This window comes from Paraburkholderia sp. GW821-FHT02A12, assembly GCF_059422005.1.
The window spans coordinates 1,053,942-1,068,364 of record NZ_JBWKWA010000001.1; the positions used below are offsets into that span (position 1 = coordinate 1,053,942).

The following is a 14,423-nucleotide window of genomic DNA, read 5'->3' on the forward strand; positions in this document are numbered from 1 at the left end:
AGCCGCCTATGACGCGGGCCATAAAGCGCGCTATCAAGCGCCGCGCACCCCAGCTCGCGCGCTGCACGCTGGCGATACTCGCCGGCGCGGCGGCGGCGCGTGGCTTCGCGCAAACGCCGCCGGGTTTGCCGAACGCCGCCGCATTGGGCGGCGTGCCCTTCGGTGCACCTATCCGCGCCGAACAGGACCCGGCTCAACGGCTGTTGCAGGAACAACGCGACCGCCAGCGGCGCGAGGAAATCCAGCAACCGCCCGCGCAGATCGAGGTGCCGCAACCGACGGTGGTCAATCTGCCCGAAGGCGCGGATGTCGAAACGCTGCCGGACGTCGAGCCGCTGTTCAGGATCGACCACATCGAGTTTATCGGCGACAGCGTGCTCGGCTCGTCCGCGCTCGAAAAGATTGCCGCGCCGTTCATCGGCAAACAGCTCGGCCGAAATCGCATCAACCTGCTGCTGCGCCGCGTGACCGAAGCGTTCATCGCGCGCGGCTACATCACGACGCGCGCGTATCTCGGCGCGCAGAATCTCGCCTCCGGCACGCTGAAGATCAACATCGTCGACGGCAAGGTGTCCGCCTTCACGCTGAACGGTCATCCACTGCGTCCGCGCGATCCGAACGAGCCGTGGTACACGACGCACGGCGGCGGTCTGCTGACCGACGCGGGCACCGCGTGGGCCTTCGGCGACAGCCCCGGCGACGTGTTGCGCCTGCCCGATCTCGAACAGGGCGTCGACCAGATCAACAGGTTGCGCCGCAACCAGGCCGAGATCCAGATCATGCCCGGTGAGACGCCGGGCGATTCGGTGGTGGCCATTACGAACCACTACGGCGACCGCGTTTTCTACGACCTCGGGATCGACAACTACGGCAGTTCGCAAACCGGCACGCTGCGTTATCGCGCCGGCGTGGAAGCGGACAACCTGATCGGCTTGCAGGAGTCGCTGTCGTTCAACTACGTCGGCACGCAGGACAGCAACGCGGTGGTGTTTTCCGCCGCGGCGCCATACGGCTATCAGACCTTCAGCTACACGACGTCGCTGTCTGAATACCAGCAGACCATCAGCGACGTCGCTTTGCTTCAAGGCCGTACGTTCAGCCAGATTCTCGGCTGGAGCGACGTGTTGGCCCGCTCGCGCGCCGGCCGCACCAGCGTCGACGTCACGCTCACCAAAATGCGCACGGAGCGCAGTCTGAACGGCAGCGAATTGTCGCCGCAGGACCTCACGGTATTGCGCGTCGGCCTGAACGGCTTGTGCAGGTTTGTCGCGCGCGATCAGGCTGCGGCCGCGACGTGGGACGTCGGCGTGTCGCAAGGCTTGCCGTGGCTCTCCGCGAGCCACGACGGCCCGGATATCGGCGTGGCCGACGCGCACAGCCAGTTCACCAAACTCGATGCCACCGCCACGCTGCAGGTTGCGCTCGGCACGCTGGCGGGCACGCAATGGACCTATCGCGGCACCTTGCGCGCCCAGTACAGCCGCGTTGCGATGTTCGGCAACGAGCAGATCTTCCTCGGCGGCATGGATTCGGTGCGCGGCTTCACCGAAGGCGGCATCGCCGGCGACAGCGGTTTCTATCTGCGTAACGAGGCCGCCTGGCAGAACGTGCCGGTCTGGCATGACGCGCGCCTCGAACCCTACGTGTTTCTCGACGGCGGCAAATCGCATCTGGTCGCACGGGGCGGCTGGCCGACGCTGATGGGTACCGGCGTCGGCGCCCGCGCGCAATGGCGCTACAACACGCAAACCGTCACCAGCGAGGTGCTGCTCGGGCAGGCCTTGCTTCAACCCGCCGCACTCGGAAAAAAAGCCACCGTGCTGCTCGCCACACTCAACTGGTCACTCTGAAGAGGTTCATATGAAACATCGTCCGCTCGTAGTCAGGATTCGCCACGCGACGCTGATTGCCACGCTCGCCACACTCGGTCTCGCGGCCGGTTTTCTGCCCGCCGCGCACGCGGCCAACAAGCCGTCGGCGAAACCTTCAGCCGACAAGGCAGCGGATGCCGCCGGCGGCCCGCTGCCTGCCAACGGCGTGGCGCGCGTGAACAACGTTGTCATTACGCAGGATCAACTCGACCAGGCCGTGCGCGCGTTGAACGTGCCGGACACGCCTGCATTGCGCGCGTCGGTGAAGAATCAGCTGATCGCGCGTGAGCTGTTCCGCCAGGCCGCTGAAAAACAGCACTACGAATCGCGCCCGCAAGTCGTGGCCGCCGTCGAGCAGGCGAAGACGGCCGCGATGACCGCTGCGTATCTGCGCGACCAGGTGAAACCTGCACCGGTGACCGATGCCGACGTGAAGGCGAAATACGACACCATCGTCGCGACCCTGGGCGAGAACGAGTACAAGCCGAGCGCGATCGCCGTCAAGGATGCGGACACCGCGCAAACGGTGCTGACGCAACTGAAGAAAGGCACCGACTTCGCGCAACTCGCAAAGCAGTACAGCCAGGGTCCGGGCGCGGCGCAAGGCGGCGCGCTCAACTGGATTTCGTTCAAGACGCCGATCCAGCCGGGCAATACGCAGAACTGGCCGCAGCCGCTCGCCGAAGCGCTCGTCAAGCTGCCGCAAGGCGGCGTGTCGAGCGCGCCGGTGCAGGTCGGCGACGCGTACTGGATTCTGCGGGTCGACGAAAAGCGTCCGACGCAGATTCCGCAGTACGACCAGATCAAGGACACCTTGCGCAAGCAGCTCGAGCAGGTCGCGCTGGAGAAGGCCACGGCACAGGTGGTGGTCGATCTGATGAAGAACGCACGGATTCAGCAGCAATAAGAGCCTCGTATTCCAGGGGGGGCAGCGGACGGGATTAAAACCGCTGCCACGCCGCTCCGGGTTGGTCGCCCGGAACGGTGAAGAAGAAGTGCCGGAAGTAAAAAAACCAGAAAAAGACGAGAGCACCATGAACACGTCCACGCGCTACGCTTTACGACAACTCGAGCAAAACCGTCAGGCTCACGACGAGCGGTACGACAACAGCATGCAGTCCGCACGGCTGCGCTGGTCGGTGCCCATGCCTGCGCGTGCGTATCGCGTGTGGCAGCGCGCGATATCGGCGCTCGTCGCGTTGACGCTGTTCGCCGGTCCGCTCTCGATCACGTTCGAGCAGAGCCGTGACGCGGCTGGTGTGCTGGCCGCCGGCAGCCATCGTCTGGATGACGAAGCATGGCAACGCATCATCGACCTGAGCGCGGTACGGATTCGCTTTGCGATGCAAATGGCGCGGGCTGCGCCGATCGTCGATCCGACCGCACCGATCTCGTTTCAGCCGAAGCTCACGCAGACCACCGGCGCGGGCGGCGGCGTGCCTGTCGTGAACATCACGGCGCCGAACGCAGCGGGGATTTCGCTCAACAAATACCAGAGCTTCAACATCGATCCGGTCGGGCTGATCCTGAACAACAGCCTGATGGCCGGCACGTCGCTCACCGGCGGCGACTTGCAGGCGAATCCGAATCTCGCGGGCCGTACGGCGAGCGTGATCGTCAACCAGGTGACGTCGACGGGCGCAGCGTATGCGAGCTTGCTCAACGGACCGCTGGAAGTGTTCGGTGCGCCCGCCACTGTCATCATCGCGAACCCGAACGGCATCACGACGAACGGAACCGGGTTCACGAATACGATCGGCGTGACGCTATCGACCGGTACGCCGCAGTTCCTGAGCGACCTCAAGGGCACCGTTACCGACTTCAATAACGCGCAGGCGGTCGGCTATAGCGTGACCGGCGGCCATATCCAGATCGAAGGCAACGCGGGCGTGAACGGTCCCGGCGCGGGGATCGAAGGCACGGTCGGCACGATCGACCTGATCGGCGAGACCATCGGCATCAATGCGCCGCTGTATGCCGGTTCGCGGATCAATGCGATTGCGGGGCGCCAGTTCGTGCTGCCCTCGGCGGTGACGAGCACTGGCACCACGTATGCGACGTCGGCGAACGGTGCGGACAACACGGCCAACGCGATCAACGGCGCGAACGGCCGCGCCAACAACGGCCTCGCGATCGACGCCACCGCGTTCGGCGCGATGACCGCCGGCCAGATCCAGGTGATCGGCACGGCGGCCGGCATGGGCGTGCGCACCGACGCGCAGATGGCGGCGAATACCGGTGACCTGCTGCTGTCGTCGAATGGCGATCTGACCGTGAACGGTTCGGCCGCGCAACAGCAGGCGACGCTGCAGGCCGCAGGCAATCTGTCGATGACCGGTGCGCACGTCGGCATCAGCGGCTACACGATCAACGCGAACGGCGATGTCACCTCGACCGGTACGATCCAGACCGGCGGCAAGCTCGCGGTGACGGCGGGCGGCAACGTCAACGTGGCGAACGCGCAATCGAACGGCGACACGGCGATCACCGGCGGCGCGAACGTCACGCTCGGCGACGTGCAGACGGGTGGCGCGCTGGCCGTGAACGCGCAAGGCCACGACGGCGCGGGCGACATCAATCTGAACGGCACCTCGGTGATGAGCGGCGCGACGAGCCTGCAGGCCGCGCGCGACATCAACGTGAGCGGGCAGACGAACGGCAGCACGCTGCAGGTCACCGCGCAACGCAACGTCAACGTGAACGCGGCGTTGCAAACGTCGAGCGATCTGGCGTTGGGCGCGACGCAAGGCAGCGTGACTACCAACGCGACCGTCAAGAGCGGCAATGACCTTGCGTTGAGTGCCGGCCAGAACGTGAGCGTGAACGGACAGGCCACCGCGCAGAATGCGGTCACGGTGACGACCGGGCAGGACTTCGCGGTGAGCGGCTCGCTCGCCAGCGGGTCGACGCTGGCCGCCAACGTGGCGCGCGATATCTCGGTAGCGGGCTCGTTGCTCGTGGGCACCGACGCGCAGGTGGGCGCCGGACGTAACGTCGACGTGCCTGGCGTCGTGATCGTGCAGCGGGACGGCGCATTCAACGCACAGAACAATCTCACGGGTAGCGGTTCGGTGGCTTTCGGCCAGAGCGGCACGCTGACCACCGGCCAGAACGTGGCCTTCACCGGCAAGCTGCTGGCCAACGGGTTGCAAGTGACGGCGGGCAACAATGCGAGCGTCGCCGATGTACAGGCGGGCGGCGCGTTCAACATCGCGGCGAACGGGATCACGAGCAACCCGGGCGGCGGCGGTGACGTGACCTTCAACGGCAATGCGGCGGTGGTCGGCGCGACGAACGTGCAGGCGGCGCGCGACGTGCTCGTCAACGGCACGCTGGCGGGCGGTTCGCAAGTCGCGCTGACGGCGCAGCGCAACCTCACCGTGGCGACGAGCGGCACCGTGCAGGCGGTCGGCGATCTGTCGGTCGCGGCGGTAAACGGCAGCGTGAATTCGGGCGGCACGTTGAACGGCGCGTCGAACCTCGTCGTCAACGGTGCGCAGGATGTTGCGCTGACCGGCGCGACGAGCGTGACCGGCGATACGACGCTGACAGCCGGGCATGATCTGACCATCGGCGGCACGCTCGCGGGCCAGGGCGCGGCGACGCTCAACGCGGGGCATGACGTGGTCGCGGGCGGCAGCATCGGCTTCGTCAAGGACACGAATGTCACGGCGGCGAACGATCTGTCGGTGACCGGCGCGCTGCAAGGCGCTGGCGTTTCGCTGACGGCAGGCCGCTCGGTGGCATTGAACAACGTGCAGGCGAACTCTGCGCTGCAGGTTGCGGCGAACGGCGGCACGCTGGCGGTCAACGGCCTCGTCGCATCGCTGTCGACCGCGTCGCTGATCTCAGCCGGCGATACGTCGGTGAACGGTGCGTTGCAGAGCGCGAACGCATTGAGCGTGACGAGCGGCGGCAACACGTCGATCTCGGGCAGCGTCGCGTCGAACGGTGACGTGACGTTGAAGAACGCAGCCGGCTCGTTGACGAGCACCGGCAACATCCAGTCCGGCGACAATCTGCTGATCGACGCGGCGCAATCCGTCGACCTCGGTGCACAGGGCACGTCCGCACTCGGCGACCTGACGGTCAAAGCCGGCCAGAACCTGACGATGAACGGTTCTGTGGTCGCACAGGGCAACGGCACGCTGACGGCCGGCGGCACGATTGCCGGCGCGGCGACCAGCGCGTTCGGTCTCGCGGCGAACGTCAGTTCCGGCGGCGATACGAACCTGACCGGTTCGCTGCGCGGCGGCTCGGTGCAGACGACGGCGGGCGGCTCGGCATCCCTGCATGACGTGCAGGCGGCATCGCGCCTCGCACTGGCAGCCATTCAGGATCTGAACATCACCGGTGCGGTGACTGGCGGCGCGGCGGTTACGCTGAACGCAGGCCAGAACATCGGCATTAGCGGTTCGATCCAGTCGGCTAACGACACCACGTTGGCCGCGCAGAACGGCAGCGTCGGCTCGACGGGCACGATCGCCAGCAACGGCGCGTTCAACGTGCAGGCCGGCTCCGACGTCAACCTCGGCGGCACGACTACCGTCGCGCTCGACACCACGCTGAACGCAACACGCGACGTCAATGTGACCGGCATGCTCGCCGGGCAAGGGCAGGGCATCGTTACTGCAGGCCGTGATATCGGCGGCGCGGGCACGATGACCTTCACGCAGGCGGCCACGCTCAATGCGGGCCGTGATGCGGCACAGGGTGGGTTGATCCAGGGTCAGGCCGTTCAAGTAACGGCCGCGGGGAACATCGGCGTCAATAATGTCGAGTCGGCCAGCACAATCGCGCTGGTTGCGAATGGAACGAACCCTGCTGCAGGGCCGGGCAACCTTACCGTCAACGGATCGGTCGCTTCCGCGGGTGCGGTCACGGCGACCGCGCAGAACGACGTGACCGTGAGCTCGACGGGCAAGATTGCGAGCGGCACGACGGTCGGCATGAACGCGCAACACGATATCAATGTCGCAGGCGCGGTCGAGTCGGTCGGCGACGCGGTGCTCAATGCGCAGCAGGGCAGTCTGAATGCGACGGGCGGTATCAATAGCGGCGGCAAGCTGAACATCACGACGGGGCTCGATCTGTCGCTTGGCGCGAGCACGAGTGCAGTCGGCGACGCGACGTTGAATGCGGGCCGCGACGCGCTGTTGAACGGCTTGCTGATCGGCCAGGCGAACGGCTTCGTGACGGCGGGGCGCGACATCAGCGGCGCGGGTACGCAAGCGTTTACGCAGGCGGCGAACTACACGGCGCAGCGTGATATTGCGCTGACCGGCGGTGTGCAGGCGAACGTTATCAATGCGCTGGGTGGCAACAGCGCCGCGCTGCACGACGTCAATTCGTCGACCACCCTGACGCTGACCGCAAACGGCAGCGCGGGCGGCGGCGATGCGGCTATCACCGGCACGGCCACTGCGCCTGGCGTAGTGACTTTAAGCGGCGCGCGCGATGTGCTCGTCAGCGGTTCGTTGACCACCGGCGATGCACTCACGCTCGCTGCTCAACGCAACGTGTCGGCGAGCGGCATCGTGCAAACCACGGCTGGTGATCTGACGGCTACGGCGGCGACGGGCAGTATTGCGCTCACCGGCACCACGGCCACGTCGGGTGCATTGAATCTGACGTCCGCGCTCGATGTGCAACTCGGTGGCCAGATCAACGCGGCTAAAGACGTAACCGTGCAAGCGGGCCGCGACATTCAGTTGACCGGCGCGCTGGCAGGCCAACTCGGCGGCACGCTGACGGCATCGCACGATATCGCCGGCGCGGGCACCGCTGCGTTTGCTCAAGCCGCGACGCTGAGCGCATCGCACGACCTTGCATTGACCGGCGCACTGCAAGGCGCGAGCGTCACGGTGACGGGCGGCAACAACGCCGGCCTCGGCAGCGTGCAGGCCGTGACCAGCAATCTCGCCGTGACTGCGAGCGGCAACGCGGGAGGCGGCGATGTGACGCTCGGCGGCACGGCCACCGCATTCGGGACGCTGGTGCTGCAGGCGTCGCGTGACGTCGGCGTAGGTGGCGCGATCAACACGGGCAGCACCACGACGATCGCTGCGGCTCGCAATATCGCGCTTGCCGACGTCAACTCGGCCGGTGACCTGATGCTCACGGCGACCAACGGCAATGCGAGTGCCGCGAATGTCACGACGCAAGGCAATCTGACTGCAAGCGCGGGCCAGGCGCTGACTTTCTCCGGCGCGACGACGGTGGGCGGCAATGCGCAGCTCACGTCGGGCGGCGACATGTCGCTGACCGGCGGCATCGGCGCGCAGAACGTGGGCACGTTGACGGCGGGCGGTTCGATTAGCGCGGCGTCCGTCGCGTTCGGGCAGCAGGCGACGTTGAACGCGGGCGGCAGTATTGGCGTGTTGGGCGGCGTCGTGACCAATGGCGCGCTGAATGCGACGGCGGGCAACGATCTGTCGATGGGTTCCGCGCAAGCAGGTGGCGCGATCGCGTTGCAGGCGCAAGGGCGCAACGGCGCGGGTGATGTGAAGGTCGGCGGCGCGCTCGCTTCGGGCGCGGCGGTGACCGTTAGCGCTGCACGCGATGTGACGATCGGCGGAAATGCCAGCAGCACGGACAAGCTTACCGTCACGGCGGGCCGCAATCTCATCGCAAACGGCACGATCGGTGCGAATGCCGACGTGACGCTGACGGCGACGGGCGGCAATCTGAGCGTCGGCGGTGCAATCACCAGTCAGGGCAACCTCACGGCGAGTTCCGGCGGCGCGCTGGCGCTGAGCGGCGAACTCGTCAACGGAGATACGACGCTGAATGCAGGCGGCACCGCGACACTGACCGGCGCATTCCTCGGTCTCGGTCTCGCGACTATCAACGCCGGCGGTTCGGTGAACGGAGGCGGCGCGCTGACCTTCGGCAAGGACATCACGATCGGGGCGGGCGGCGGCATTGTGCTCGGCGGCATTCAGGGCGCGGGCCAGTTCAGCGCAACGTCGAACGGCGATATGTCGTTCGGTGCGACCACGGCGGTCGGCAACGTGACGGCGAAATCCAGCGTAGGCGGCGTGAGCTTCGGCGGCGCGCTGCAATCGGGCGGCAACGTCGTGATTCAGGCCGCCAACAACGCTACCGTGGCGGGCGCGGTGTCTTCCATGAGCACGGTGAACGTTACGGGTACGACGGGCAACGTCAGCGTGGCAGGCGTGTCGTCGAACGGCGATACGACGATGACCGCGGGCCAGACGTTAACCTTGAGCGGCACCAGCACGGTAGCGGGGCAGTTCTCGCTGTCGGGTAACAACGTGACGCTCGGCGGATCGCAAAGCGGCTCGAAGACGGTGACCGTGGCCGCGCGCAGCACGCTCGATGCGAGCCGTACCACGCTCGTATCGACGCAGAACATGCAATTGAGCGGCACCAACGTCACGCTCGGCAACGTGGTGGTGGGCGGCGCGCTGACGGCGACGGCGTCGAATCAGCTGTCGCTGGTTGGGTCCGCGGTGGATGTGGTGGGCGCTGCGACGCTGACCTCGCAGAACGGTTTTTATAACGCCAGCAATGTGCTGTCGGGTGGTGCGTTGTTTGTGTCGGCGCCGAACGTGACCAATGCGTCGAACGCGTCGCTGGCGTCGACCACGACGACCACCGTCAATGCGACGAACTTCACCAATGCGGGGCTCGTGAACGGCGCTTCGACCAACGTCAGCGTGGCGGGCGGATTGAATAACGCAGGTGGCTCGTTGATGGCGGTCAACGGCCTGACCATCAATACCGGGACGCTGAACAACCAGAACGGGATCGTCTTCGCGGGTAATCCGAATGCGCCGAACGGACCCACGACGGGGGATGTTTCACTGACGATCAACGGCGGTGACGGCTCGTTTTATAACGCGGGCGGTCAACTGCTCGCGCAGCGCAATATGGCGATCGGCGCGTCGAACATGACGTTCGATCCGACGCAGGGGACGATCAGCCAGGGTGGGCAACTTTGGTTGACCGCCGGCTTCATCAACGTCGGCAGCAACTGGAATTTTGGTGGGCAAGGTGTGTCGCTGACCGGGCTCAATGGCATCAGTAACTACGCGACGATCAATGGCACGGCAGCGTTGACGTTGTCTACCAATGGCACGTTCACGAATTTTGGGCAGGTCACGGGCAGTGACGTGACGTTCAACGGGACGTTGAATAACGTGGCTGGCGCGGTGATGCATGCAGATGGCACGCTGGCGCTGAACGGGAACACGACGAATCGCGGAACGGTTGAGGCCGGCAACACACTTTTGATTAGCGGGGGCAATTACGACAATCAATCGTCTACGACGCAGTCGAACGGAAACATGCAGTTCTCGCTTGCCGGAACTCTGCTCAATACGGCTGGAACGATTTCGGCGGCGGGCAACATAACCATCAACGCATCGTCGGTAGTGAACGACGGTGTACAGGGTGGGTTGACTTCATATACGCAGGTCGTCTCTGCAGCCGATAACCCAGCGCTGTATGGGTCGATTGTCGTCGGGACAAAAACAGTTTATGGGTTCACTGCCGGAAACGGCGGCTCGTACTACGACGCAACCTTCTCGAGTGATGCCACGATTTCGCAGCTCGGTCCGGACCTGGCGAACGGCGTGCTCGACGTCGCATATAACACCTCGCTGACGGGGATGTACGGCGCACAGTTGACTCAGCCGACGCAAATCGGAAGCTCATTACAGTCGGCCGGCGTTCCTATCCAGACCATCGCGCTGCCAGGCATTGACCGCGCTATCACAGCGGCCGGTGCTGGAACGCCCGGAACCATCATGGCAGGTGGGAGCATCAATCTAACCGCCAGTTCGCTCTCGAATGCCGACGGAATTATCTCCGCCGGGGTTGACGTCAGTTTTAACCTCCAGTCACTCAACAACGGTTCGTTGGGCAATGTGACTGCACAGGTTGTAGATACCGTCGACGCCGGGCAACTTGCCGCCTTCATGGCGCAGCTGAATGCACTCGGGACCGTCGGACTGTACAACCAGCCTATCCCGTACGCGCTAGGTGGATACGTCGGTGGCGAGACGACGGCGACGTTCAACACGAGTGCTTCTGTGCCGGCGAGCATTACAAGCACGACGACCACGTTTGGCCAACAGGGCCTCGTAGTGGCTGGCCGTGACATGAACATGGCAGGCGGAAATCTCGTCAACAGCGGCAACATTTACGCCGGTCGCAATTTCAATGCGCAGGCGGCGCAATCGTTCCAGAATCAGGGGCAACAGATTACGTCAACGACCACTTCGCCGGGATGCGCTGCGGGCGTCTCAAGCGGCGAATGTGCGGCAGGCATGGGTTTCCGCGGTGGCAATCCAACCACCACTGCTTTCAGCTACGCGCAACAGAGCGCGACAATATACGCCGGCAACGACCTGTTGATTGCGGCAGGTCAGATTGACAATACCTTTGGCAACATCCTCGCTGGTCACAATATTGTCGTTGGCGGCGTCGGTACCACTGCGAGTTCGACCACGCCTGCTCAAAGCCTCAACAACAGATCGGGCAATATCGTCGCGGGCAATAACATCACGCTCAACGTCTCGGGCGCGATTACCAACAACCTGCCGCCACCCGTGCCCGTGCATCAAAACTACGGATCGAAGGAACAGTATTCGGGCTGTATGACCGCGGGTGGTTACAAGGAAAGCTACTGCGAAGGCTATGTCGATCAGCAATCGGGCAGTTCGTCGGTCATTAGCGCCGGCAACAACCTGCAGATCAACGCGGGCAGCCTGACCAACATCGGCAGCCTGATTGCGGCAGGCAATTCGGCGACGATTTCGGTTGCCGGTCCGGTGGTCAACGAAGCGCAAACACTGAACGCCTACTGGCACTCGCATTGGGTGCAGGAAACCGGCATGTTCAGCAGCGACAAGCGCCACGACGTGTGGGCATGCGGGTCGTCCGCGGAATGTACGGCGCTCTACGGCAGTGCCTATACAAGCACGGGCGGCACGATCGATCCGCCGCAACCAGTCGGCAACATTGCTGCGACGATTCAGGCACCGAATCTGTCGATTACTTCGGGCGGTCAGATCCAGAACGTCGGTAATGTGATCGGCACGTCGGTGACGCTGACCGGCCAGAAGCTCATCAACGGCATCACGACGGCGAACACTTATACGCCGCGCGTGAATGCGCCGTCGCAGGTGATTTCGCTTAGCCCAGTCAGTTTGCCGGGGTTGAATCTGTCTATGCCGCGTGTGGTCGGTGGGACGATTCCGACGCCGGTCGCGGGCAAGGCTTCGTATGTCGATAATTCTCTGGGTACATCTGCGCTCGGTAATCTGAGCCCGCAGGATTTGCTGACTGCACTGCCGACCAGTCTTCAGCCGAGCTCCACGCTGTTCTATTACAACCCGCAGGAAGAGGATCTGATGCTGCAGCAGGCGGCATTGCAGCAAACAGGCAAGGCAAGCTTTATCGACGGGCTGACGTACGACAGCAAGACTGGCACATCCGTTACAGAGCAGGAGAAGGCATACCTGTATCAGAACGCGCTCGACTATGCGAAGACGAACAACCTGCAACTGGGCGATGCGCTGACGCAGACGCAGATCAACGCGCTCGACAAGCCGATGCTCTGGTACGTCGAACAGACCGTGCCGGACCCGACGTGTACGGCGACAGGCATCGCGACCTGTCCGACCATTACTGCGCTGATGCCGCAGGTTTATCTGCCGCAGAACACGAGTGCGATGTCGGCGGGGGGCAATATCTCAGGCCAGAACGTCACGCTTAACTTTGATAAGGGTAGCGGCGGCAGCATTCTGAATACCGGAAGCATCACGGCTTCCAACACGTTGACGGTCAACACCGACACGTTGACCAACCAGGCGAATCAGGTGGACGTTGGCCAGATCTGGGCCAAGGTGAAGGGCGGTTACGTCAATACCACGGGTACGACGGTTCAGCCGGGCGGCTTCATGAGCGCGGCGAACATGGATCTCAACGTGCAGACGTTGGGTCAGATCGGCGGCGCGCTTCAGAAGCTCAACGCGGACGGCACGGTCGATCAGGCGGGCACGCAGCAGGCGTTGGCTGCACTTCAGCAGCAGCTTGGCACGAACTTCACGCAGACCACGGTTAGCGACAACCTGCACACGGACTTCGTGAAGGACGGCGGAGGGTTGCCGACGTTTGTTGTGGCGGCGATTGCGATTGCGGCGTCGATTGTGACGGCAGGGGCTGCTGCGGCGGCATTGGGTGTTGCTCTGGACAGCATGTCCCTTCCCATGGCGATGATGGTTGGCGCGCTAAGCGCGATGGCGGGCAGTGCCGCAGGGCAGCTTGCATCTGGTGATGGATTCAACTTCGGTCAGATGCTGGAAGCTGGCCTAACCGGAGCCTTGACCGCTGGTGCGTTCTCCGCACTGGGTGCTGGAACGCAAGGTCTTCAGCAGATCGGCAGCAAGATCGCGAACGGCACTATTACCGCGACCGAAGTTGGGCAAGCGTTGGGGACGATTGCTGAGCGAGGATTGGTGACCGCAGGCATCGACACTGCGGTGTATGGAGGCAGCTTTGGTCGAGCATTTGAGAACAGCGTAATCGCGGACGCAGGTGTTGTCGGCGCCAGTGCGATCGGGACCGAATTCAACGGTCAAAATGGCAATCCAGACCCATCGAGTCCGTTGTATGTCGCGAGCCATGCAGCTTTGGGATGCGCTCTGTCGTCGGCAAGTGGAACCGGATGTGTCGGCGGTGCCATTGGTGGGGCAGCCAGTGCGATCGTTGCCCCAGATGTGATCAAGGCGATCGATCCGACCGGTGCGGACCTGACAACGGGGCAGACGGCACTGGTAACAGCTCTGTCGACATTGGTTGGCGGCGGCGCAGCGGCGGCGTCTGGTCAGAACGTGCAAGGGGCCGTGAGCGCAGCGCAGAATGAAGCGCTGAACAACTCGACGCAGGACCCGCAAGCAGCGGCGAAAAGCGGAGGGCTGACCCACGAGCTCATCGCCGCAGCATATACGCTCATGCCGTGGTTGCCGGGCAATCCAGCGGGGCAGGCAGTTACTTCAATGGTTCTTTCTAATGCGCAAGACCTGATTGGACAAATTCAGTCGCACAATGGGCCTAATCCGCCGTCAACCGGAGCAGCACCCGTGACGGTTTGTGATCCGCCGTTGTGCTATGTGTCTGCATCCCCGGGAGGGCCAGGCGGCCCGTCCAGCGCGCTTCTGTCGAAAGGCGGCGATAATGGAGAGAGTGAACTACAGGGCAGTACTGGAGGCTCGGCCACCGGTCAAGCACCTGCCACAAACAACTCATCGACCGGGTCCAACACTGCATGGTCCGGCTCTACAATTGGCAGAAGTATTCCCAATTCCGATATTGGCCTTACACGCAACCAATTCGAGCAAAACCTATTAGATGCTGGATTCACCGCCACCCCAAAGGGGGGCGCGAACGACGTAACGCTGTACACGAATGGTAGTGTGCAATACACAGTTCGCAACAACGCTACGTCAACGGGCGGGCCCTCTGTTGACTATCGAGTCAACGGCAATTTGGTGAGCAAGATTCGATTGAAGGGACAGTGAA

General features: G+C 63.9%; 3 protein-coding genes. All 3 read left to right on the forward strand.

The genetic code is table 11. The annotated features are described in order from the left end of the window. Window positions 1–8 precede the first annotated feature (8 nt). The 3 genes from AC07WT_RS04725 (at window position 9) to AC07WT_RS04735 (ending at window position 14,422) form a co-directional block, all read left to right on the forward strand. The gene (locus AC07WT_RS04725) at window positions 9–1,850 is read left to right on the forward strand and encodes a ShlB/FhaC/HecB family hemolysin secretion/activation protein (protein ID WP_494946226.1); all 1,842 of its coding nucleotides are present in this window, start codon (window positions 9–11) and stop codon (window positions 1,848–1,850) included. A gap of 10 nt (window positions 1,851–1,860) precedes the next feature. Continuing rightward, window positions 1,861–2,778: a peptidylprolyl isomerase gene (locus AC07WT_RS04730; protein ID WP_494946227.1), complete on the forward strand. Its 918-nt coding sequence runs from the start codon at window positions 1,861–1,863 to the stop codon at window positions 2,776–2,778. Between the two features lie 127 nt (window positions 2,779–2,905). After that, a complete protein-coding gene (locus AC07WT_RS04735) occupies window positions 2,906–14,422 on the forward strand; it encodes a beta strand repeat-containing protein (protein WP_494946228.1) in 11,517 nt (3,838 codons plus the stop codon). The last annotated feature ends 1 nt before the right edge of the window (window position 14,423 follow it).